Raw genomic sequence first — 21,928 nt, 5'->3', positions numbered from 1 at the left:
GTCCGACCAGGATGCGTCCGACGAGTATGCGTCCGACGAAGACGACGAAGACGAAACGGAGCCGGTCCCGATGGGCGAGCAGCGCCAGGTGAAGTTCCCGCAAGAGGTCATCGACGAGTACGCGGCGCTCGGCGTGGACCTGCCCGCCCTGTTCTCCGCCGGGCACCTGGGCACGCGCATGGGCGTGCAGATAGTGGAGGCCTCGCCCGACCGCGTCGTCGGCACGATGCCCGTCGAGGGCAACACCCAGCCCTACGGCCTGCTGCACGGCGGCGCGTCCGCCGTGCTCGCCGAGACCCTCGGCTCGGTCGGCTCCATGCTGCACGGCGGCAGCTCCAGGATCGCCGTGGGCGTCGACCTGAACTGCACCCACCACCGGGGCGTCCGCTCCGGCCTGGTGACCGGCGTGGCCACGCCCGTGCACCGCGGTCGCTCCACGGCGACGTACGAGATCGTGATCAGCGACGAGGAGGGCCGCCGGGTGTGCACCGCCCGCCTGACGTGCCTGCTGCGGGACGTGAATCCGCAGGACGCCGACCGGGTACGCGCGGCGGGCTGATCCGGTCCGACTCCCTTGCCGTTGCCGGTTCGACGCGCCGCGCCGTAGCGTCGGCACATGGCAACGGCAGGACCCACCCGATCGGCAGTCCTCGGGCTGGCCGTGCTGGCCGGCGCCCTCCTCACCGGATGCGCCGGCCCGGCACCCGGCGCGGCCGGCCCAGCCACGGCCACGGCTGCGGAACCGGCCTCCCATGTGCCCTCCCCGCACGCCACTCCGCCCGCCGAGGTGTGCGCCCGGATCATCATCTACTGGTCCCGGGAGACTCTCGACGGCGGCACCTACGGCGATTACCAGACGATGGGCCTGTCCAACGGGCAGTACGAGATCCTGCGGGACGTGGTCGACGCCGCCCGAGTCACGCAGAAGCGCCAAGGGCGATCTGCGGCAGACAAGTTGATCACCCGTCAGGCTCACGAGCGCTGCGTGGAGCGGTACCGCGGCGGCGGGCCCACCTCAGGGCCGTGGAGTTGAGCGGCGTGGGCCCGGTCGAGCCGGGCGAGGGCACACGTCCGTGGGAGCCGGCGCCCACCTCCTCGGCCACCGCGCGGCGACGCGGACGCGCGGTGCGGTGGCGCACCCGGCACCGCCGGGCCCTCCAGGCGACCGCCTCCGTGACCGTCCTCGCGGCCGCCGGCGCACTCCTGCACGCCACCCGCCCCGCAGCCCCTCCCCCGGCGGAGCCGCCGCCCCCTTCCCAGACGGTCCGCTTCACCTATCTCGGCCCGCTCCCCGGCGGCCGAGAGGTCACCGGCTTCCGCTTCAGGGTGACGGTCACCGCGCGCTCCGGCCCGCCCGTCACGGTGACCCGGATAAGCCAGCCCTACGAGGGGCTCTCCCTGACGGCGATTCCCCGCCCGCCTTTCCGTATCCGGGCCGGAAGCCCGCACAAGATCGAAATCGCCACGAGGGTCACCGATTGCGGAAAAGTGCCGCGGAATGCCGGACTCCCTTTCCTGGATGTAACCCTGCGTAATACGCGCGCAATGGAAGCACACAGTTTCATCCTCGGTGAGCGCTATGCGCACGACCACGCGCACGCCCTCCAAGTAGCCTGCAGCAACAAGTTCTTGCCATCACCAAACACCAGAAACGCTACTGATAAGGGGCCGTCAGTCCTGCGAGTCTCATAATGCGGACTGGGCGAATCGGCCGGAATTCCGCGCTTCCACCCGCTCAGTACCGCTCTGCATTACGTCGTGTCATAACAAGAGAGTCACAGCCTTCGTCAGACTCTCCTCCACGTTCCCTGCACACGCTTAGAGTCACGGCCAGTCACCGCGCCGTCGGAATCGACGTCACTGGGCATCTCTTCGGCCCGAGCGCTCGACTCGGCGTCTTCCACGGGGAAGCGCCGCGCCAGGGGAAAGGACTGATCGTGCGTCAACGTTCGCTCATCGCCATCACCGCCGCTCTGGCGGCGGGAGCGCTCACTCTCACCGCCTGCGGTTCGCGCGACGGGGACGGCGGCTCGGACTCCGGCGGCGGCACCACCGTCGTCATCGGCATCGACGCCCCGCTGACCGGCGACCTGTCCGCTCTGGGTCTGGGCATCAAGAACTCGGTGGACCTGGCCGCCAAGACGGCCAACAAGGAGAAGTACGTCGAGGGCGTCACCTTCAAGGTCGAGGCCCTCGACGACCAGGCGCAGCCCTCCGCCGGCCAGCAGAACGCCACCAAGTTCGTCGCCGACAAGGACGTCCTCGGTGTGGTCGGCCCGCTGAACTCCTCCGTCGCCGAGTCCATGCAGAAGGTCTTCGACGACGCCAAGCTCGTGCAGGTCTCGCCGGCCAACACCAACCCGGCCCTGACCCAGGGTCCGGACTGGCAGACCTCGAAGGCGCGCCCGTACAAGTCGTACTTCCGCACCGCGACCACGGACGCCATCCAGGGCCCGTTCGCCGCGCAGTACGTCTACAACGACGCCAAGAAGAAGAAGGTCTTCGTCATCGACGACAAGAAGACCTACGGCGCGGGCCTCGCCGCCACCTTCTCCGAGGAGTTCGAGAAGCTCGGCGGCAAGGTCGTCGGCACCGAGCACATCGACCCGGAGACCAAGGACTTCTCGGCGGTCGCCACCAAGGTCAAGAGCTCCGGCGCCGACGTCGTCTACTACGGCGGCGAGTACCCGCAGGCCGGACCGCTCAGCAAGCAGATCAAGGCCTCCGGCGCCAAGATCCCGCTGGTCGGCGGTGACGGCATCTACAGCGCCGACTTCATCAAGCTGGCCGGCGCAAGCGGCACCGGCGACCTCGCCACCTCCGTCGGCGCCCCGGTGGAGGACCTCCCCTCCGCCAAGGAGTTCGTCGCCAACTACGAGGCCGCGGGCTACAAGGAGGCCTTCGAGGCGTACGGCGGCTACTCCTACGACTCGGCCTGGGCCATCATCGAGGCCGTCAAGAAGGTCGTCGAGGACAACAACGGCGAACTTGCCGACGACGCCCGCGCCAAGGTCACCGAGGCCATGCAGGGGGTCTCCTTCGACGGCGTGACCGGCAAGGTCTCCTTCGACGAGTTCGGTGACGCGACCAACAAGCAGCTCACCGTCTACTCCGTCGAGGACGGCGCCTGGAAGCCCGCCAAGTCCGGCACCTACGAGGGCTGACCCACCCCGCACCACTCCATCGAGCCGCGCGGGGCGCCGCACCACTGGCGCCCCGCGCGGCCTCGCATCCGGCCCCTGTCGTCGAATCATCCGAAGTCTCGGAGGACATGCGGTGAACGAACTGCCGCAGCAGCTGGTCAACGGCCTGCTACTTGGATCCATGTACGGGCTGGTCGCCATCGGCTACACGATGGTCTATGGCATCGTCCAGCTCATCAACTTCGCCCACGGCGAGATCTTCATGGTGGGCGGCTTCGGCGCCCTCACCGTCTACCTGTACGTGCTGCCCGACGGCACGTCACTGTGGGTGGCGCTCCCGCTGATGCTCATCGGAGGCATCATCGTCGCCACCCTGGTCGCCGTGGGAGCGGAACGGTTCGCCTACCGCCCCCTGCGCACGGCCCCACGGCTGGCGCCCCTCATCACCGCCATCGGCCTCTCTCTCGCCCTGCAGCAGGCGGTCTGGGCCTGGTACCCCGACGCCCGCTCCGCCATCACGTTCCCGCAGATCGACGGCGGCCCCTTCCACATCGGCAGCGTCACCATCCAGACCGGCGACGTCTTCCTGCTGACCGCGGCCCCCATCAGCATGGCGATCCTCGCCTACTTCGTGATGAAGACCCGCACCGGCCGCGGCATGCAGGCCACGGCCCAGGACCCCGACACCGCCAAGCTGATGGGCATCAACACCGACCGCATCATCGTGGTCGCGTTCGCCCTCGGCGCCGTGTTCGCCGCCGTCGGCTCCGTCGCGTACGGCCTGAAGTACGGCGAGGTCCAGTTCCGCATGGGCTTCATCCTCGGCCTCAAGGCCTTCACCGCCGCCGTCCTCGGCGGTATCGGAAACATCTACGGAGCCATGCTCGGCGGCCTGGTCCTCGGCGTCGCCGAAGCCCTCTCGACCGCCTACATCTCCGACATCCCCGGCATGGACCAGTTCGGCAGCCAGTCCTGGGCCAACGTATGGGCGTTCGTACTCCTCATCCTCGTACTCCTGTTCAGGCCACAAGGCCTGCTCGGCGAGCGCGTCGCGGACAGGGCGTGATCCACCGATGACGACACAGACCACCGCACCACAGACCCCCCGCAAGGTCGACACCGGCAAGCACGCCGGCCTCATCGGAATCCCCCCGCAGCTCGGCCGCGCCCTCGCCACCGGCGGCGGCGCACTGACGATCGTCTCCACCTTCCTCGCCTGGACCTGGACCTCCGAGTTCCCCGGCGACCTCACCGTCTACGGCTACCCGGGCGGCCTCCAGGTCCTCGTACTCGTCGGCGGCCTGCTCACCACGCTGCTCGGCCTCGCCTCCTACGGCGTCAAAGGCCTGGGCTGGCTGGTCCCCGCAGGCGCCGACGGCGCACTGAAGATGGCCGCGCTCGGCACCTTCACCACCGTCTGGTACACGATCATCGCGATCGCCGCCCAACTCGGCGGACTGGTCAACCTGGAACCCGGCGGCTACCTCGCCGTCCTGACCTCCCTCGCCGCCCTCCTCGGCGCCCTCGCCCTGCCGTTCCAGTGGCCCGCCCCCGAGCAGGCCGACCCCGAGGACACCTTCTGGGAGCGAGTCCTCCACCACATCCGGGGCATGCGCGCCGTCCTCAAGGCCGCCCTCGCCACCGGCACCCCGGCCGCCGCCCGCAAACTGCCCGCCTACGCCGAGATCCTGGTGATCGTCGCGGCGCTCGCCCTCGGCCTGATCGTCTTCACCTACGGCATCGGCACCGAGTACGACGAGCTCTTCATCGGCTTCCTCATCACCGCCGGATTCGGCTTCGCGGCCGCCGCCAAGGCCGGCCTCGTGGGCCGCGTCTCGGCCCTCACCGCCAAGCACCGCAACGTGACGATGATCGGCGCGTTCGTGGCGGCCGCCGCCTTCCCCTTCACCCAGTCCGACGACCGGTACGCGACGATCGGCGTCTACATCCTGATCTTCGCCACCGTCGCCCTCGGCCTGAACATCGTCGTCGGCCTCGCCGGCCTCCTCGACCTCGGCTACGTCGCCTTCCTCGGCGTCGGCGCCTACACCGCGGCGATGGTGTCCGGCTCGCCCTCCTCGCCGTTCGACGTCCAACTGCCCTTCTGGGCCTCCGCGATCGTCGGCGCCGCGGTCGCCATGGTCTTCGGCGTCATCATCGGCGCCCCCACCCTGCGGCTGCGCGGCGACTACCTCGCCATCGTGACCCTCGGCTTCGGCGAGATCTTCCGGATCACCGTCCTCAACATGGACGGCACCTCCGGCCCGGACATCACCAACGGCTCCAACGGCATCTCGTCGATCCCCAACCTCAACATCCTGGGCTTCGACTTCGGCCAGGAACACACCATCGCCGGCTTCACCATCGCGCGATTCGCCAACTACTTCCTGCTGATGCTGCTGATCACGCTGATCGTCGTGATCGTCTTCCGGCGCAGCAGCGACTCCCGCATCGGCCGCGCCTGGATCGCCATCCGCGAGGACGAGACCGCCGCCCTCGCCATGGGCATCAACGGCTTCCGGGTCAAGCTCATCGCCTTCGCCCTCGGCGCCGCACTCGCCGGCCTCGCCGGCACCGTCCAGGCGCACGTCACCTACACCGTCACGCCCGAGCAGTACCAGTTCGCCCACGTCGTCCCGCCCAACTCCGCGTTCCTGCTGGCCGCGGTCGTCCTCGGCGGCATGGGCACCATCAGCGGACCCCTCGTCGGCGCCGCACTGCTCTACCTGATCCCCGCCAAGCTCCAGTTCCTCGGCGACTTCCAGCTCTTCGCGTTCGGCCTCGCGCTGGTCCTGCTGATGCGCTTCCGCCCGGAAGGCCTCATCCCCAACCGGCGGCGCCAGCTCGAATTCCACGAAGACAAGACGGAAGCACCCACAGTCCTCGGCAAGGCAGGGGCCTGACCCATGACGACCACCGACACCATCACCACCGGCCAGACCGTCCTCGACGCCCGCGGCGTCACCATGCGCTTCGGCGGCCTGACCGCCGTACGCAATGTCGACCTCCAGGTCAACAGCGGAGAGATCGTCGGCCTCATCGGCCCCAACGGCGCCGGCAAGACCACCTTCTTCAACTGCCTGACCGGCCTCTACATCCCCACCGAGGGCGAGGTCCGCTACAAGGGCACCGTCCTGCCGCCGAAGTCCTTCAAGGTGACGGCCGCCGGCATCGCCCGCACCTTCCAGAACATCCGTCTGTTCGCCAACATGACGGTCCTGGAGAACGTGCTCGTCGGCCGCCACACCCGCACCAAGGAAGGCCTCTGGTCCGCGCTGCTGCGCGGCCCCGGCTTCCACCGGGCGGAGGCCGCCTCCCGCGAACGCGCCATGGAACTGCTGGAGTTCGTCGGCCTCGCGGCCAAGGCCGAGCACCTCGCGCGCAACCTGCCCTACGGCGAACAGCGCAAGCTGGAGATCGCGCGGGCGCTGGCCAGCGAGCCGGGCCTGCTGCTGCTCGACGAGCCCACCGCGGGCATGAACCCGCAGGAGACACGGGCCACCGAGGAACTCGTCTTCGCCATCCGTGACAAGGGCATCGCCGTACTCGTCATCGAGCACGACATGCGGTTCATCTTCAACCTCTGCGACCGCGTCGCCGTCCTCGTCCAGGGCGAGAAGCTCGTCGAAGGCGACAGCGCCACCGTCCAGGGCGACGAACGCGTCGTCGCCGCGTATCTGGGCGAGCCGTTCGAAGGCGACCCCGGCACCGCCGAGGTGGCGGAGGTCGAGGCCGCCGAGGCACAGGCCGACAGCACGTCGTCCGGCAAGGAGAACGACCGATGACCGCACTGCTCGAAGTCGACGACCTCCGGGTCGCGTACGGCAAGATCGAGGCCGTCAAGGGCATCTCGTTCAAGGTCGACGCCGGCGAGGTCGTCACCCTCATCGGCACCAACGGCGCCGGCAAGACCACCACCCTGCGCACCCTGTCGGGCCTGCTCAAGCCCGTCGGCGGGCAGATCCGCTTCAACGGCAAGTCGCTGAAGAAGACCCCCGCCCACCAGATCGTCTCGCTCGGACTCGCCCACTCCCCCGAGGGCCGGCACATCTTCCCGCGCATGACGATCGAGGACAACCTGCGCCTCGGCGCGTTCCTGCGCAACGACAAGCCCGGCATCGAGAAGGACATCCAGCGCGCCTACGACCTCTTCCCGATCCTCGGGGAGCGGCGCAAGCAGGCCGCGGGCACCCTCTCGGGCGGCGAGCAGCAGATGCTGGCGATGGGCCGCGCCCTGATGTCCCAGCCCAAGCTGCTCATGCTGGACGAGCCGTCGATGGGACTCTCGCCGATCATGATGCAGAAGATCATGGCGACCATCGCCGAGCTGAAGTCCCAGGGCACGACCATCCTCCTGGTCGAGCAGAACGCCCAGGCCGCGCTGTCCCTGGCCGACCACGGCCATGTGATGGAGGTCGGCAGCATCGTCCTGTCCGGCTCGGGCCAGGACCTCCTGCACGACGAGTCGGTACGCAAGGCGTATCTCGGCGAGGACTGAACACCCGCTCACCCGGCTGAGGCCCGCGTCCCTTCCCGGGGACGCGGGCCTCAGCTGTAACAGGGGTGGGGTCAGCCCTTGTCGGAGGTCTTTGCCGCCTTCTTCTCCGCGGCGTCCTCAATGACCGCCTCGGCGACCTGCTGCATCGACATCCGCCGGTCCATCGACGTCTTCTGGATCCACCGGAACGCGGCGGGCTCGGACAGCCCGTACTCGGTCTGCAGCACCGACTTCGCCCGGTCGACGAGCTTGCGCGTCTCCAGCCGCTGGCTGAGGTCGGCGACCTCCTTCTCCAGCTCCTTCAGCTGCGTGTACCGCGAGACGGCCATCTCGATCGCCGGGACGACGTCGCTCTTGCTGAACGGCTTCACCAGGTACGCCATCGCGCCCGCGTCCCGGGCGCGCTCCACGAGGTCGCGCTGCGAGAAGGCGGTGAGCATGAGGACGGGGGCGATGGACTCCTCGGTGATCTTCTCCGCGGCGGAGATGCCGTCGAGCTTGGGCATCTTCACGTCGAGGATCACCAGATCGGGGCGGTGCTCACGGGCCAGCTCCACGGCCTGCTCACCGTCACCGGCCTCGCCGACCACCGTGTAGCCCTCTTCCTCCAGCATCTCCTTGAGGTCGAGCCGGATCAGGGCCTCGTCCTCGGCGATGACGACACGGGTCGTCAGCGGAGGCACGTGCGACTTGTCGTCATCGGGCACGTCAACGGGCTGGGGCGACTCGGGGGCGGTCACTCGGGCTCCTCGTTCAGGGGGAGGGGTACTGCTGACAAGAGCCTACCCAGCTGCGGTAAGGTGGGGGCACGGCAGATCACTGCCGACCTTCATTTTAGAGGAAGCCCCGGTAGCCCAGCGGCAGAGGCACGGTGCTCAAACCACCGACAGCGTGGGTTCAAATCCCACCCGGGGCACTTTTCCTTCAATTACAAGGTCAGCATTTTGGAAGCGGATGTCCACGCTCTCGTGAACATCCGCTTTTGCCGTATCTCACCGGGCCGTCTCGCAGAGTGGTCACCTGTACGGCATCGGCACTCGTCAGCGAGCCGTTGAACCGGTGGAACAGGGCCGCAGTCCGCATTTGGGTGGCCCGGGCTCATCGCCGCCCGCGCTGCCGCCGTCGAGGCCGTCGACCAGCTCGGCATCTCCATGCCGCACCAAGCCTCCGGCGCCCTGCTCGGCGCCGAGGTGGGCCCCAGGTACCGACTGCCGTACCGCGCCTACGCCGTCTCACCGATGTGATGCACCCGGACCATGTTCGTGGTCCCCGGCATCCCGGGGGGCGAGCCGGCCGTGATGACGACCGTGTCGCCGGGCTTGCAGCGGGCGTACCTGGTCAGAAGCTCGTCCACCTGGGCGATCATCGCGTCCGTCGACTCCGCGTGCGGACCCAGGAACGTCTCCACGCCCCACGTCAGGCTCAGTTCCGAGCGCGTCGCGGGCTCCGGGGTGAAGGCGAGGAGCGGGATCGGGGAGCGGTAGCGGGAGAGGCGGCGCGCGGTGTCGCCGGACTGGGTGAACGCCACCAGGAAGCGCGCGCCGAGGAAGTCGCCCATCTCGGCCGCCGCCCGGGCCACCGCGCCCCCCTGTGTGCGGGGCTTGTTGAGTTCGGTCAGGGGGGAGAGCCCCTTGGCGAGGATGTCCTCCTCCGCCGCCTCGACGATCTTCGCCATCGTGCGGACCGTCTCGACCGCGTACTTGCCGACGCTGGTCTCCCCGGAGAGCATCACCGCGTCCGTGCCGTCGATGACGGCGTTGGCGACGTCGCTGGCCTCGGCGCGGGTGGGCCGCGAGTTCTCGATCATCGAGTCCAGCATCTGCGTCGCCACGATCACGGGCTTGGCGTTCCGCTTGGCCAGCTTGATCGCGCGCTTCTGGACGATCGGGACCTGTTCGAGCGGCATCTCGACGCCGAGGTCGCCGCGAGCCACCATGATGCCGTCGAACGCCGCCACGATGTCGTCGACGGCGTCCACGGCCTGCGGCTTCTCCACCTTGGCGATCACCGGGAGGCGGCGTCCCTCCTCGTCCATGATGCGGTGGACGTCTTCGATGTCCCGGCCGCTGCGGACGAAGGAGAGGGCGATGACGTCGAAGCCGGTGCGCAGGGCCCAGCGCAGGTCGGCCTCGTCCTTCTCGGAGAGCGCGGGGACGGAGACCGCGACGCCGGGGAGGTTCAGCCCCTTGTTGTCGGAGACAATGCCGCCCTCGACGACCCGGGTGTGCACGCGCGGCCCGTCGACCTCGGTGACCTCCAGGCAGACCTTGCCGTCGTCGACGAGGATGCGCTCGCCGCGGGTGACGTCGGCGGCGAGGCCCTGGTATGTCGTGCCGCACGACTGGCGGTCGCCGCGCGCGCCTTCTTCGACGGTGATGGTGAAGGAGTCGCCGCGTTCAAGGAGTACAGGCCCCTCGGTGAAGCGGCCGAGCCGGATCTTCGGGCCTTGAAGGTCGGCGAGTAGCCCCACGCTGCGGCCGGTTTCGTCGGAGGCCTTGCGTACGCGCTGGTAACGCTCCTCGTGTTCGGCGTATCCGCCGTGGCTGAGGTTGAATCGGGCGACGTCCATGCCGGCGTCGACCAGTGCCTTGATCTGGTCGTACGAGTCGGTGGCGGGGCCCAGAGTGCAGACGATCTTTGCTCGGCGCATGATTCGAGCCTAGGCCTTACCGACGGGTAGACAATTGGCCGGGCATGACTACTCAACAACCTTTACGTGAAGGGGTGTTGACAAGTGTTGAATTTGTGCATGGGGGCGCTCTGATGAGCATTTCGCAGCGTGCGCCCCATTCCCGGACGTGCGCGGACCTGCACCGGTCGGGTATTCGGTCGGGCCGATTTTCCGAATTTCCTCACAGCCGCGGCGGCACCATCGTGAATCGGGCGTTGACCTGGGCGTGGACATGCTGCCGCTGGGGTTCGAGATCGAGGGGCGCGGCGGCCGTGTCCTCGGCGGCCGCCGCGTAGGCCATGGAACGCATACGTCCACCGGGTGGCGCCGCATAGGGCTGCGGGCTCTCGGCGCCGATGTCGGCGAGTTCCACGAGCGCCGACAGTGTCGTACCGAGCGCGTCGGCGTATTCGCGGGCGCGTTGCACCGCCTCGCGGACGGCCTGCCGGCGGGCCTCGCGGTGGGCGGGCGAGTCGGGGCGCAGCGCCCACCAGGGGCCGTCGACGCGGGTGAGGTCGAGGTCGGCGAGGCGGGCGGTGAGTTCGCCGAGGGCGGTGAAGTCGGTGAGCTCGGCGGTGACGTGGACGATGCCGTGGTAGGTGCGGATGCGTTCGCCGCGGCCGTGTCTGGTCAGTTCCGGGGTGATGGAGAAGGCACCGGTCTCCACGCGTTCGACGGCGTCGCCGTAGGACTTGACCAGGTCGAGTGCGCCGGTGTTGCGGCGGGTGAGGTCGTCGAGGGCGGAACGCCGGTCGCGGCCGCGGGCGGTGACGGTGATGCCGACGCGGGCGATCTCGGGGTCGACTTCGAGGTGTGCCTCACCGCGGACGGCGATGCGGGGTGCCTCGGGGGTGCCGTACGGGACGGGGGACGGCTGGGGGTGGTCCTCGGTGGGTGAGGTCATACGTCCCACTGTGTCACCGCGCGGTGCGGTGCGGCTCCGTGCGGTCATCGGATCGCGACGTCCGGGGACTGTCTGTCATGGTCACGTCCGGGGGCAGGGTCTATGCGCGTTGACCAGATCGACATCGCCCGTACGGCCGGGTCGCGGATCCGGAATCCGGCCTTCGTCGGTGCCGTGGTGGATGGCGCCCAGCAGTTCGTGCCGGCGGTGAACGACTCTCGCGCAGCCGGTGGGGGCGCGTTCCCGCATGTGGCGTCGGCGCGGGAGCTGTGGTCGGAGTCGACGGAGATCCACACCCGGATCGCGGAGTGGGTGACCGCCAAGGGGCGTGCCGGCCCCGCAGGACTTCGCGTCGGTGGACGGGAAGCTCACGCGGGAGGGCACGCCGGTGTTCCAGGACCGCCGGAAGGTCTCAGGTCCCGTCCCGCAAGGGAGTGAGCGCGCCCGGGTGCCGGGCGGGCGGGACCTGGGAGCGCTGCTGGTCCAGGCCGAAGGTGGTGAACGCGGTGCGGTGCGGCAGCGGGTACGGCTCCTTGCCGGTCAGCGCGTTGAGGATCGTGGCGCTGCGCCAGGCGGCCAGGCCGAGGTCGGGGGTGCCGACGCCGTGGGTGTGCAGTGAGGCGTTCTGGACGTAGGCCGTTCCGGTCACGGAGGGGTCGAGGACCAGGCGGAACTCCTCGTCGATCCGTGGGCGGTCGTGGCTGTCGCGGCGCAGATAGGGGTCGAGGCCGGCGAGGATGCGGGTGAGGGGGCGTTCGCGGTAGCCCGTGGCGAGGACGACGGCATGGGTGGTGAGCCGGGAGCGGGTGCCCTGCTGGATGTGTTCCAGGTGCAGCTCGACCTGGGTCGTGGCGATCCGGCCGGCGGTGCGGACGCGGACGCCGGGGGTGAGGATCGCGTCGGGCCAGCCGCCGCCCAGGTTACGCCGGTAGAGCTCGTCGTGGATGGCGGCGATGGTGCCGGTGTCGATGCCCTTGTGGAGCTGCCACTGCGAGGCGACGAGTTGCTCACGGACCGGCTCGGACAGGGCGTGGAAGTAGCGCGTGTAGTCGGGGGTGAAGTGCTCCAGGCCGAGCTTGGAGTACTCCATGGGCGCGAAGGCCTCGCTGCGGCCGATCCAGTGCAGTCGCTCGCGGCCGGCCGGGCGGTGCCGCAGCAGGTCGAGGAAGACCTCCGCGCCGGACTGTCCCGACCCGACGACGGTGATGTGCTCGGCGGCGAGCAGCGCGTCGCGGTGGTCGAGGTAGTCGGCGGCGTGGATCACGGGCACGCCGGGTGCCTCGACGAGGGGCGCGAGCGGGTCGGGGACGTAGGGCTCGGTGCCGATGCCGAGGACGATGTTCCGCGTGTACGTACGGCCGAGGGACTCGGCTTCTCCGGCGGTGTCGAGGCGGGTGAAGTCGACCTCGAAGACGTCGCGTTCGCAGTTCCAGCGGACGGCGTCGACCTGGTGGCGGAAGTGCAGCCCGGAGAGGTTCTCGCTCACCCAGCGGCAGTAGGCGTCGTACTCGCTGCGCCGGATGTGCAGGCGCTCGGCGAAGTAGAAGGGGAAGAGCCGCTCGCGGGTCCTGAGGTAGTTGAGGAAGGACCAGGGGCTGGCGGGGTCGGCGAGGGTGACCAGGTCGGCGAGGAAGGGCACCTGGACGGTGGTGCCGTCGACGAGCAGGCCGGGGTGCCACTCGAAGGCGGGGCGCTGTTCGTAGAAGACGGCGTCGAGTTCGGCGAGGGGGTGGGCGAGTGCGGCGAGGGAGAGGTTGAGCGGGCCGATGCCGATGCCGACCAGGTCACGGGGGGCCTGGGGTTCGTGGGGTCCCGGCAGACAGACGGCGTACGGGCTCACCTGTGCGGTGGCCTGTGGTGGTGTGGTCGGCGGGTTCGTCGGGCGGGTCATCGGGGGGTGTGTCCTTCCACCAGGGTCAGGAGGGCGGCCAGGTCGTCGGGCCTGGTACGGGGATTGAGGAGGGTGGCCTTGAGCCAGAGCCGTCCGTTCAGCCGGGCGCGGCCGAGGACCGCGCGGCCGTCGCGCAGGAGGTCCCGGCGTACGGCTGCCACGGCGTCGTCGCCGGCGCCTGCGGGACGGAAGAGGACGGTGCTGATGGTGGGCCGGTCGTACAGCTCCAGGCCCGGGCGCGCCGCGATCAGCCCGGCCAGCTCGCCGGCACGCTCGCACACCTGGTCGACGAGCGCCCCGAGCCCGCTCCTGCCGAGGCTCCTCAGCGTGACGGCGATCTTGAGGATGTCGGGGCGGCGGGTCGTGTGCAGCGAGCGGCCCAGAAGGTCGGGCAGACCGGCCTCGGTGTCGTCGCCGGCGTTCAGGTAGTCGGCGCGCTGGTGCAGGGCGGTGAGGTCGCGGGCGTCGCGGACGGTGAGCAGTCCGGCGGCGATCGGCTGCCAGCCGAGTTTGTGCAGGTCGAGCGTGACCGTGTCGGCGGCGTCGAGCCCGGCGAGCCGGTGCCGGTGCCGCTCGCTGAACAGCAGTCCGCCCCCGTAGGCGGCGTCGACGTGCAGCCGGGCGTCGTGCGCGCGGCACAGGGCGGCGATCTCGGGCAGCGGGTCGATGAGCCCGGCGTCGGTGGTGCCCGCGGTGGCGGCGACGACGACCGGCGGGCCGGTGAGGTGGGTGAGCGCCTCGTCGAGGGCGGCCGGGTCGAGGGTGCCGGCCGGGGCGGGGACGGTGACGGGTGCGGGCAGGCCGAGCAGCCAGGCGGCGCGGGCGAGCGAGTGGTGGGCGCCGGCGGCCGTGACCAGCCGGGCGCTGCCGCCGAGTGCCTCGCGGGCGAGCAGCAGGGCGAGCTGGTTGGACTCGGTGCCGCCGGTGGTGACGAGGCAGTCGGCCGCGCCCGCCTCCGCGGCGAGCGCGTGTGTCACCAGGGCTTCCAGGGCGGAGGCGGCCGGCGCCTGGTCCCAGGAGTCGAGGGACGGGTTGAGGACGCCGGCGGCGAGGTCGGCGGCGGCGGCGAGGGCGAGCGGGGGGCCGTGCAGATGGCCGGCGCACAGCGGGTCGGCCGGGTCGGCCGCGCCCTCGGCGAGGGCGTGCACGAGGGCGCGCAGGGCGTCCGGGTCGCCCTTGTCCGGCAGTACCTCCCCCAGCGCGTCCCGCATCCGGGCGGTGACCGCCTCCGGGCCGCCCGCGGGGAGCGGGCCGCCGCGTGCCCGGCCGCCGGCGGCCAGCGCGTCGAGCACGGTGTCGAGCAACGGCCGCAGGGCGTCCGGGCCGTCGGGGCCTGAGGCGAGCGGCGGCGTGGGCATGTACCCAGCTTGTACGCGGATGGGGCGACGCGCCCGAAACGTACGGTCAGAACGACCCGAAGGGGGTAACCGTCCGCGCGCCGGCCGCTTCCCGGCGCGGCTGCGGCCGTCACCGGTGACGGCCACCCCGGGCTCCGCCCGCGCTCTCGTCCCCGAACGCGGGACGGACCACCGCCCAGGCCCCCGGAGCGTGCGCGCCAGGCGACACGGCTCTGAGCCGCCTCTCCGCCATCGGTACGGACCTCACCGGATGCGGCCTCCCCCAAGTCCCGCCCCGGACGGACCACACCCCCGGACGCGGGACCCCCGACAGCACCGGAGCATGCCCACCCGGCCACGCGGGGCAGGCCGCCACCCCCAGACCGGCCCCGAGCCGCCCCCGACATCGATACGCACCACACCGCAGACCGCCGCCCCAACCCCCGCCCCCGGACCGGCCACACCCCGGACGCGGGACCGCCGACAGCACCGGAGCATGCGCGTCGGGCGGCACAAGGGAGGCGACGCCGTCGAGGGGCGCCGGAGCTGTCGGGCCGGGCCGGGATGTGGCAGGCGGGGCCTAGGACGCTTCCCGTACTCGCAACGCCCGGGCCAGGTCGTCCAGTTGGTCGATCAGTTTGCGGCGCAGCGCCGGACCCGGCTGAGCGTCGCGCAGGCATTCCTCGCCGAGGCGCAGGGTCTCGGTGCCGACGGCGTGGGCGGGGAAGGCCCAGGTGCCGGCGGCCTCGGCCATGGCGGGGCCGCGGCGGGCCGCCAGGGCGACGGCGTCCTCGTAGTAGCGCGGCACGTAGGCGCTCACCAGGTCGGCCTGTTCGGGCTGCCAGAAGCCCTGAGCGGTGGCCGTGAACAGGTAGTTGGACAGCTCGTCGTGCGCGAACATCGCCTCCCAGGCCCTTTGCTTGGCCTGCGGGTCGGGCAGGGCGGCGCGGCAGCGGGCGGCGCCCTCCTGGCCGCTGGCGCTCGGGTCACGGTCGAGTTCGGCGGCGATGGCGGCCTCGTCCGTCGCGCCGAGCACGGCGAGCCGGCCGAGGATGCGCCAGCGCAGCTCGGGGTCGAGTTCGGGTCCGCCGGGGACGATCGCGTCGGCGAGCCAGGCGGCGATGGTGTCGGGGTGGGCGGCGACGTCGATGAAGTGCCGCACGGCGAGCAGGCGCAGGCCGGGGTTGTCGCCGTCCTCGGTGCGGCGCAGCAGGTCGCGGCAGAGGGCGGAGAGGGTGCTGAGGGCGGCGGGGCGCTCGTCGGGGGTGAGGTAGCGGCCGGCGATCTGGCGGGTGGCGAAGCCGAGGACGCCCTGGACGAGGGCGAGGTCGGTCTCGTGCGGGAGGTGGGCGCGGGCGGTCTCCAGGTAGGCGGTGGGCGGGAGTTCGGCGTCGCGGACGGCGTCCCTGAGGGCGTTCCACACCACCGCGCGGGTGAGAGGGCCGGGCAGGCCGGAGAGTTCCTCGCGGACCGTCCGGAAGGACTGCGGGTCGAAGCGGACCTTGGCGTAGCTGAGGTCGCCGTCGTTGAGGAGTACCAGCGCGGGGCGTTTGCCGATGGGGTGGCCGTCGGCCTGCGGGACGTCGAGGTCGAGGCGTTCGCGCAGGGTGAGGCGGCCACCCTCGTCGCCGGGGTCCTGTTCGTAGAGGCCGACGGCGATGCGGTGCGGGCGGCCGCCGGTGTGCTCGACGGTGAGGGTGCAGATGCCGCCCGCGCCGGGGGTGATGCGCGGGGTGAGGGTGTCGACGCCGGTGGTGCGCAGCCAGGCCTCGGCCCAGGCGTGCACGTCGCGGTCGGTGGCGGCGGCCAGGGAGTCGATGAAGTCGGCGAGGGTGGCGTTGCCGAACCGGTGCCGGGCGAAGTGGGTGTTGATGCCGGCGAGGAAGTCCTTCTCGCCGAGCCAGGTGACGAGCTGGCGCAGGGCGGAGGCGCCCTTGGCGTAGGAGATGCCGTCGAAGTTGAGCAGGGCGGAGGCGGTGTCGGCGACGGAGTCGGGGGCGACGGGGTGGGTGGAGGGGCGCTGGTCGGCGTCGTAGCCCCAGCCCTTGCGGACGACGCCGAACTCGGTCCAGGCGCCGGAGAAGCGGGTGGCTTCGCCGAGGGTCTGGTAGCCCATGTACTCGGCGAAGGACTCGTTCAGCCAGATGTCGTCCCACCAGGTGAGGGTGACGAGGTCGCCGAACCACATGTGGGCCATCTCGTGGGCGATGACCATGGCGCGGGTCTGGCGTTCGGTGTCGGTGACGGCGGAGCGGTAGACGAACTCGTCGCGGAACGTGACAAGGCCCGGGTTCTCCATGGCACCGGCGTTGAACTCGGGGACGAACGCCTGGTCGTAGGAGTCGAAGGGGTAGGGCTCCTCGAACTTCTCGTGGTAGCGGTCGAAGCACGCGCGGGTGACGTCGAGGATCTCGCCGGCGTCCGCGTCGAGGTGGGGTGCAAGGCTGCGGCGGCAGTGGATGGCGAAGGGCAGCCCGCGGTGTTCGGTGCGCACCGAGTGCCAGGGGCCGGCGGCGACGGCGACCAGGTAGGTGGAGATCGGCGGGGTCGGCGCGGCCTTCCAGACGTCGCCGGTGTGTTCGGTGATGCCGTTGGCGAGGACGCTCCAGCCCTCGGGGGCCTTCACCGACAGCTCGAAGACGGCCTTCAGGTCGGGCTGGTCGAAGGCGGCGAAGACGCGCTGCACGTCGTCGAGGAACAGCTGGGTGTAGACGTACGTCTCGCCGTCGGTGGGGTCGGTGAATCGGTGCATGCCCTCGCCGGTGCGGGAGTAGCGCATCGCGGCGTCGACGCGCAGTTCGTGGTCGCCCGCGGTGAGGTTCTTCAGGGGCAGCCGGTTGCCGTCGAGGGTCTCGGGGTCCAGGGGCTGTCCGTCCAGAGTCACCGAGCGCAGTGCGGCCGGCTTCAGCTCGACGAAGGTGTCCGCGTCCGCGCGCGTGGTGAACCCGATCACCGTATGCGAGTCGAAGGTGTCGTCGCCGGTGGTCAGGTCGAGGTCGATCCTGTAGTGGCGGACGTCGATGAGCCGGGCACGGGTCTGCGCTTCGTCGCGCGTGAGTACGGACATGGATCACATGCTGCCTGATGGCGGTGACAGCGGGACAGGGGTGGGCGGTGTCGTGGGCCTGCGGGCGGTTCGGCGTGCCGGTGTGCGCGGGGTCCTGGGACGCCGTCCGCGACGCCAGGTGTGGTCCCGTGCCGGTGCCTGCTCGCGCCGGTCTCGCCGCGCGGGCAGGCGCGCGCCGGGTCCGTTCGGGTCCGCCGGGGCTTCCCTGCGCGCCCGCGGCGCCGTCCGGGGGCGGAGTTCACGAAGTTCGAGGCGGCGCAGGTACCGGACGACGTCCAGGCCGCCGGCGCCGGGCCCGCGGACGTCGAGGAGCAGCAGGCCGACGTGGCCGCGGAGCACCTGTTTCAGGGCGCCGACGCCGCTGGTGGCACGGCCCGGGTCGGGCCGAGCGGGGCCAGGGCGCTCTCCAGCCCGTGCAGCGTGTCCTCGTGCTCGTCGACGATGCGGATCTTGGTGTCCGACCTCATGCCCGAACTCCCTGCGGCGTCGGCACCAGAGTATGCGAGGTGCTGACGGGGAGTGGCCGGAGGTTGACGATCGGTGCACGGTGCGGCACGGCCCGCCCGGGCCGCGCGCCGGCCGGGCGGGCCGTGTCGGCGAGGTCAATCGGCCACGGGGGCCGCGGAGTTCGCGGTGTCCTCGGCGATGCGCTCGTGGTGCCTGATCACTTCGCCGATGATGAAGTTGAGAAATTTCTCGGCGAATCCCGGGTCCAGCTTGGCGCTCTCGGCGAGGGCCCGCAGGCGGTCGATCTGCCGGGCCTCGCGGGCCGGATCGGCGGGCGGCAGCCGGTGCAGGGCCTTGAGCCGGCCGACCTGCTGGGTGCACTTGAAACGCTCGGCGAGCATGTGGACGACGGCCGCGTCGATGTTGTCGATGCTGTCGCGCAGCCGGGAGAGCTCCTCGCGGACGCCCGGGTCGACGTCACCGGGGGCGGTGTTGCTGGTGGTCATGGGCGCCCACCCTACGCGGCGGGCATCCGTTCGGGCCCGGGTCTCAGGACCCGATGGCCTTGTGCAGATACACGTCCTCGTGTCCGCCGGGAACGCCGGGCAGCCGCCCCGCCTCGCGGAAGCCGAGCTTCCGGTAGAACTCCGGGGCCTGGAAGGTGTACGAGGAGACGATCATGTCGGTGCAGCCGCGCCGTACCGCTTCGTCCTCGGCTGCCCGCATCAGCTTGCTGCCCCATCCCGCGTGCCGTCGGTCCGCGCCGACCCACAGCATCTCCACGCCGCACAGGCCGCCCCAGATCCACCCGGTCAGTCCGCCGAGGAGTTCGCCGTCACGGGCGGTGACCCGGACGCTGATCTCCTCGGGCCGGCCGGTGCCGGTCGCCGCCGTGTTGTACGCGGTGAGCTCCTCGTCGAGGCGCTGCTCCAGGTCGTCGTCCTTGCCGCCGACCTGGAGGGACGCGCCGGCGGAGTGCTGTTCGGTCGTCACGTCCCGGATTCTGCCAGGGTGCCCGCCCGCCTGCGACCGGTCTCCCGGCGCCCGCGGGCACCCCGGATCGGGCCGCCACCGCCGCCGAACCGCTGTCCTACAGCGCGTTCGCGGCCCGGGCTATGTCCTTGGCGAAGTGGCTGACCTCGGTGTACACGCCGGGAACTCCGCTGCGGGCGCAGCCGTCGCCCCAGCTGACGATGCCGACCTGGATCCACTTGCCGGCGTCGTCCTTGCGGAACATGGGGCCGCCGGAGTCACCCTGGCAGGTGTCGACTCCGCCGCTCTGGTAGCCGGCGCACAGCTCTTCCTTGGTCACCAGCCGGTTGCCGTAGTGCCACTTGCAGGCGCGGTCGGTGACGAAGGGCACCGCGGCCTTCTGGAGCTTGGTGGTGCCGGTGTTCGCGCCCTCGCGGGTGTCGCCCCAGCCGGCGATGGTGAAGGTGCCGCGGTTGTAGCGGTTGGTGGTGGCGATCTTCAGCGTGGGCTTGTCGATGGGGCGGGCGAGCTTGATCAGCGCCCAGTCCTTGCCGACGCCGTTGTAGCCCGGGGCCATCTTGACCTTGGTCGACTTGACCTTGATCGCGGCGGAGGAGTTCAGGTCGGCGACGCCCGCGGTGACCGTGATGCGGGTGTTGTTGCCGGAGCCGGGCATGCAGTGGGCGGCGGTCAGGACGACGTCCTTCTTGTAGAGCGCACCGCCGCAGCCCATCGAGAGGTGGACCACGAACGGGAACTCGTTCTGCGCGGCGGGCTTGCCTCCGATGATGCGCGTGTCCGCGGCTTGTGCGCCGACGGGCTGGAGGCTGGCGACCGCGAGGGCGACGGCACCGGCCGCCGCGGCTCTCCTGGCCAGGGTCTGACCGTTTCTCGTCGTCGCGTTATAGGTCAACGTACTTCCCTTCGTGGCGGATTGAGCGGCTCGCCAGTATGAGGATCGGTCGGCTTGCCTGACAAGGACTGATCTCACGCCGGCGCAGCGCAACCCGCCGAGCGAAATTCCGCTCTCTCCCTCGTACAGTGGAATCGGGTTCACGGCGTCTTGGGGGTACGGGCGTGGCGAACGACGGACCGGTCGAGCACGGCTTCCCGCATCTGGAGACGGTGCGGGCCGCCGTCACGGCGCTCTACAAGCGGCTGACGTACGACACGATCCAGACGTTCGCGACCAGCGTGCCCCCGGCCGACGTGGCGTTCTGCGACACCGACGACCTCTATCTGGGCGCCCAGCGCGTGGCCCGGGAACTCGTCCGGCACTACCGGCTGCCGGACGCCCGGCTGATCGTCAGCTTCCGCGAGATGCACCACGCGGCGAACGTCGAACTGACCGCGGGACCCGAGTACTTCGTGGAACTGAACGACCGCTTCCGCGCCCATCGCCGGGACATCGGCGCGGCGCTCGCGCACGAGATCATGCACGTCTGTCTGCACCGCCTGGACCTGTCGTTCCCCGGCACGCGCGACAACGAGATCCTCACGGACACCGCGACGACGTATCTGGGCGCCGGCTGGCTGCTGCTCGACGCCTACCGGGAGGACGCGGCGTCCAGTCAGAAGCTCGGCTATCTGACCCCCGAGGAGTTCGGGTACGTCCTCGCCAAGCGCGCCCTGGTGTTCGGGGAGGACCCGTCGACGTGGTTCACCAGCCCGCAGGCGTACACGGCGTACGTCAAGGGCATGACCCTGGCCCGGCACGACGAGCAGCAGCCGCCTCTCACCGCCGCGGGCTGGGCGGGCCGCCGCCGCTATGCCCGCGACCGCCGCCGCGCCCAGGGCGAGCATGCCCGTCCCGGCGCGCCGGGTACGCCGTACGCCTTCTCCCCCGGCGCCGGCGGCCCGCTGCGGGTGTCGTTCCCCTGTCCCACCTGTCACCAGCGGATCCGGGTGCCGGTACGGGGCCGGGTGCGGGCGCGGTGTGCGCTGTGCCGGACGGTGCTGGAGTGCGACACGTAGGCAAAGTGGTGGCCCGGGCGGCACCGGACGAACTGGAGCGCTGTGCACGGGGTCTGCCGTGCACGGCCGAGGTCCGGGCGAAGGGCCTCACGCGCTCCGCGTGACGTTCACCGCCGGCTGCCGGACGCCGGCGCCGGCGTCCGGGAGGCGGCCAGCAGTCCTCGTACCACCTCGTCCAGGCCGGCCACGTCCCACCGCCCCCCTTGTCCGCGGTGGGCCCGGCCCGCCACCCCTCCATCACCGTGACACGACCGCCCTCTGCCTCGAACACCCGGCCGGTGACGCCCGCGCTGGCGGCGGACCCGAGCCAGACGACCAGCGGGGACACGTTCTCCGGAGCCATGGCGTCGAAACCGCCGGCCGGCGCCGCCATGGTCTCGGCGAACGTCCGCTCCGTCATGCGGGTACGCGCCGCCGGGGCGACGGCGTTGACCTGGACGCCGTACCGGCCCAGTTCGGCCGCCGCGACCAGGGTCAGCCCGACGATCCCGGCCTTGGCGGCGCTGTAGTTGCCCTGCCCGACCGAGCCCAGCAGTCCGGCTCCGCTGCTGGTGTTGACGATCCGGGCGTCGGGCGGCCGGCCCGCCCTGGCCTCGTCCCGCCAGTGCGCGGCGGCCCGCCGCAGGGGCAGGAAGTGGCCCTTGAGGTGGACGCGCAGGACGGCGTCCCAGTCGTCCTCGTCGAGGTTGACCAGCATGCGGTCGCGCAGGAAGCCGGCGTTGTTGACCAGCGTGTCGAGCCGGCCATAGGTGTCCAGGGCGGCCCTGATCAGGGAGGCGGCGCCCTCGGTGGTGGCGATGTCACCGGCGTGCACGACGGCTTCGCCGCCCGCCGCGCGGATCTCGTCGGCCACCTGTGCGGCCGGGTCGCCGGCAGCGGGCCGTCCGTCCGACCCGACGCCCAGGTCGTTGACGACGAGCTGTGCCCCCTCGGCGGCGAAGGCGAGCGCGTGCGCCCGCCCGAGCCCCCGTCCGGCCCCGGTGACGACCACGACGCGCCCTTCGCAACTGCGGCTCACGCTCAT

Annotated in this window: 17 protein-coding genes, 1 tRNA gene and 3 pseudogenes; 10 read left to right on the top strand and 11 right to left on the bottom strand. The window is 71.1% G+C overall.

Annotation, left to right across the window (positions count from 1 at the left end; translation table 11 throughout):
* Positions 1–70 precede the first annotated feature (70 nt).
* The 7 genes from ACGF8A_RS15040 to ACGF8A_RS15010 all read left to right on the top strand — a co-directional run bounded on the left by ACGF8A_RS15040 (position 71) and on the right by ACGF8A_RS15010 (position 7,641).
* Positions 71–559 (top strand): PaaI family thioesterase, encoded by a 489-nt coding sequence (locus tag ACGF8A_RS15040; RefSeq protein WP_393108061.1) that lies wholly within the window; start codon positions 71–73, stop codon positions 557–559.
* Between the two features lie 57 nt (positions 560–616).
* The gene (locus ACGF8A_RS15035; RefSeq protein ID WP_393108059.1) at positions 617–1,033 is read left to right on the top strand and encodes a hypothetical protein; all 417 of its coding nucleotides are present in this window, start codon (positions 617–619) and stop codon (positions 1,031–1,033) included.
* A 904-nt stretch (positions 1,034–1,937) separates the two neighbouring features.
* Positions 1,938–3,164: a branched-chain amino acid ABC transporter substrate-binding protein gene (locus tag ACGF8A_RS15030; RefSeq protein WP_393108057.1), complete on the top strand. Its 1,227-nt coding sequence runs from the start codon at positions 1,938–1,940 to the stop codon at positions 3,162–3,164.
* 112 nt (positions 3,165–3,276) lie between these two features.
* Positions 3,277–4,209: a branched-chain amino acid ABC transporter permease gene (locus ACGF8A_RS15025; RefSeq protein ID WP_393108055.1), complete on the top strand. Its 933-nt coding sequence runs from the start codon at positions 3,277–3,279 to the stop codon at positions 4,207–4,209.
* 7 nt (positions 4,210–4,216) lie between these two features.
* Positions 4,217–6,046 (top strand): branched-chain amino acid ABC transporter permease, encoded by a 1,830-nt coding sequence (locus ACGF8A_RS15020; protein WP_393108053.1) that lies wholly within the window; start codon positions 4,217–4,219, stop codon positions 6,044–6,046.
* A 3-nt stretch (positions 6,047–6,049) separates the two neighbouring features.
* Positions 6,050–6,928, top strand: a complete 879-nt coding sequence (locus ACGF8A_RS15015) for an ABC transporter ATP-binding protein (RefSeq protein ID WP_393108051.1) — start codon at positions 6,050–6,052, stop codon at positions 6,926–6,928.
* A complete protein-coding gene (locus tag ACGF8A_RS15010) occupies positions 6,925–7,641 on the top strand; it encodes an ABC transporter ATP-binding protein (protein WP_393108049.1) in 717 nt (238 codons plus the stop codon). Before ACGF8A_RS15015 ends, ACGF8A_RS15010 begins: the two co-directional genes overlap by 4 nt.
* Before the next feature lie 71 nt (positions 7,642–7,712).
* Here the strand turns inward: ACGF8A_RS15010 and ACGF8A_RS15005 are convergent, their stop codons facing one another.
* Positions 7,713–8,381: an ANTAR domain-containing response regulator gene (locus tag ACGF8A_RS15005; RefSeq protein WP_393108047.1), complete on the bottom strand. Its 669-nt coding sequence runs from the start codon at positions 8,379–8,381 to the stop codon at positions 7,713–7,715.
* A gap of 103 nt (positions 8,382–8,484) precedes the next feature.
* Between ACGF8A_RS15005 and ACGF8A_RS15000 the strand changes: the two genes are divergently transcribed.
* Positions 8,485–8,557: transfer RNA gene (locus ACGF8A_RS15000), tRNA-Leu, on the top strand.
* 306 nt (positions 8,558–8,863) lie between these two features.
* Here the strand turns inward: ACGF8A_RS15000 and pyk are convergent.
* Together pyk and ACGF8A_RS14990 are read right to left on the bottom strand one after the other, a co-directional pair.
* On the bottom strand, positions 8,864–10,291 hold the full coding sequence (pyk, locus tag ACGF8A_RS14995; protein WP_393108045.1) for a pyruvate kinase: 1,428 nt from the start codon (positions 10,289–10,291) through the stop codon (positions 8,864–8,866).
* A 202-nt stretch (positions 10,292–10,493) separates the two neighbouring features.
* Positions 10,494–11,216, bottom strand: a complete 723-nt coding sequence (locus ACGF8A_RS14990) for an SIMPL domain-containing protein (RefSeq protein WP_393108043.1) — start codon at positions 11,214–11,216, stop codon at positions 10,494–10,496.
* Between the two features lie 117 nt (positions 11,217–11,333).
* Here ACGF8A_RS14990 and ACGF8A_RS14985 point away from each other — a divergent pair.
* A pseudogene (locus ACGF8A_RS14985) lies at positions 11,334–11,610 on the top strand (bifunctional metallophosphatase/5'-nucleotidase); the annotation flags it as partial.
* An 18-nt stretch (positions 11,611–11,628) separates the two neighbouring features.
* Here ACGF8A_RS14985 and ACGF8A_RS14980 read toward each other — a convergent pair.
* The 7 genes and pseudogenes from ACGF8A_RS14980 to ACGF8A_RS14950 form a co-directional block, all read right to left on the bottom strand.
* The gene (locus ACGF8A_RS14980; protein ID WP_393108041.1) at positions 11,629–13,107 is read right to left on the bottom strand and encodes a lysine N(6)-hydroxylase/L-ornithine N(5)-oxygenase family protein; all 1,479 of its coding nucleotides are present in this window, start codon (positions 13,105–13,107) and stop codon (positions 11,629–11,631) included.
* Positions 13,104–14,465, bottom strand: a complete 1,362-nt coding sequence (locus tag ACGF8A_RS14975) for a pyridoxal phosphate-dependent decarboxylase family protein (protein ID WP_393108039.1) — start codon at positions 14,463–14,465, stop codon at positions 13,104–13,106. The genes ACGF8A_RS14980 and ACGF8A_RS14975 overlap by 4 nt, the downstream gene beginning before the upstream one ends.
* 559 nt (positions 14,466–15,024) lie before the next feature.
* Complete coding sequence (gene pepN / locus ACGF8A_RS14970; RefSeq protein ID WP_393108037.1) at positions 15,025–17,511, bottom strand: aminopeptidase N; 2,487 nt, start codon at positions 17,509–17,511, stop codon at positions 15,025–15,027.
* A gap of 3 nt (positions 17,512–17,514) precedes the next feature.
* A pseudogene (locus tag ACGF8A_RS14965) lies at positions 17,515–17,978 on the bottom strand (response regulator).
* A 135-nt stretch (positions 17,979–18,113) separates the two neighbouring features.
* Positions 18,114–18,464, bottom strand: a complete 351-nt coding sequence (locus ACGF8A_RS14960; protein ID WP_393108035.1) for a chorismate mutase — start codon at positions 18,462–18,464, stop codon at positions 18,114–18,116.
* Positions 18,465–18,507: 43 nt separating this feature from the next.
* On the bottom strand, positions 18,508–18,951 hold the full coding sequence (locus ACGF8A_RS14955) for a GNAT family N-acetyltransferase (RefSeq protein WP_393108033.1): 444 nt from the start codon (positions 18,949–18,951) through the stop codon (positions 18,508–18,510).
* Between the two features lie 97 nt (positions 18,952–19,048).
* Positions 19,049–19,807, bottom strand: coding sequence for a S1 family peptidase (locus ACGF8A_RS14950; RefSeq protein WP_393108086.1), 759 nt, complete (start codon positions 19,805–19,807; stop codon positions 19,049–19,051).
* A 200-nt stretch (positions 19,808–20,007) separates the two neighbouring features.
* Here ACGF8A_RS14950 and ACGF8A_RS14945 point away from each other — a divergent pair, with 200 nt between their 5' ends.
* Positions 20,008–20,904 (top strand): hypothetical protein, encoded by an 897-nt coding sequence (locus ACGF8A_RS14945; protein ID WP_393108030.1) that lies wholly within the window; start codon positions 20,008–20,010, stop codon positions 20,902–20,904.
* A 107-nt stretch (positions 20,905–21,011) separates the two neighbouring features.
* Here ACGF8A_RS14945 and ACGF8A_RS14940 read toward each other — a convergent pair.
* Positions 21,012–21,928, bottom strand: a pseudogene (locus ACGF8A_RS14940) (SDR family oxidoreductase).

This window comes from Streptomyces sp. NPDC047706, from assembly GCF_043204795.1.
In the GTDB taxonomy this organism is placed as follows: Bacteria; Actinomycetota; Actinomycetes; order Streptomycetales; family Streptomycetaceae; genus Streptomyces.
This window is presented reverse-complemented; position numbering and strand designations above follow the sequence as displayed.

Excerpts from the sequence above, each read along its gene's own strand:
- pepN (WP_393108037.1), bottom strand. The coding sequence starts at position 17,511 with ATGTCCGTACTCACGCGCGACGAAGCGCAGACCCGTGCCCGGCTCATC.
- pyk (WP_393108045.1), bottom strand. The coding sequence starts at position 10,291 with ATGCGCCGAGCAAAGATCGTCTGCACTCTGGGCCCCGCCACCGACTCG.
- ACGF8A_RS15010 (WP_393108049.1), top strand. The coding sequence starts at position 6,925 with ATGACCGCACTGCTCGAAGTCGACGACCTCCGGGTCGCGTACGGCAAG.
- ACGF8A_RS14960 (WP_393108035.1), bottom strand. The coding sequence starts at position 18,464 with ATGACCACCAGCAACACCGCCCCCGGTGACGTCGACCCGGGCGTCCGC.
- ACGF8A_RS15035 (WP_393108059.1), top strand. The coding sequence starts at position 617 with ATGGCAACGGCAGGACCCACCCGATCGGCAGTCCTCGGGCTGGCCGTG.
- ACGF8A_RS14980 (WP_393108041.1), bottom strand. The coding sequence starts at position 13,107 with ATGACCCGCCCGACGAACCCGCCGACCACACCACCACAGGCCACCGCA.
- ACGF8A_RS14990 (WP_393108043.1), bottom strand. The coding sequence starts at position 11,216 with ATGACCTCACCCACCGAGGACCACCCCCAGCCGTCCCCCGTCCCGTAC.
- ACGF8A_RS15040 (WP_393108061.1), top strand. The coding sequence starts at position 71 with ATGGGCGAGCAGCGCCAGGTGAAGTTCCCGCAAGAGGTCATCGACGAG.
- ACGF8A_RS15015 (WP_393108051.1), top strand. The coding sequence starts at position 6,050 with ATGACGACCACCGACACCATCACCACCGGCCAGACCGTCCTCGACGCC.
- ACGF8A_RS14975 (WP_393108039.1), bottom strand. The coding sequence starts at position 14,465 with ATGCCCACGCCGCCGCTCGCCTCAGGCCCCGACGGCCCGGACGCCCTG.
- ACGF8A_RS15020 (WP_393108053.1), top strand. The coding sequence starts at position 4,217 with ATGACGACACAGACCACCGCACCACAGACCCCCCGCAAGGTCGACACC.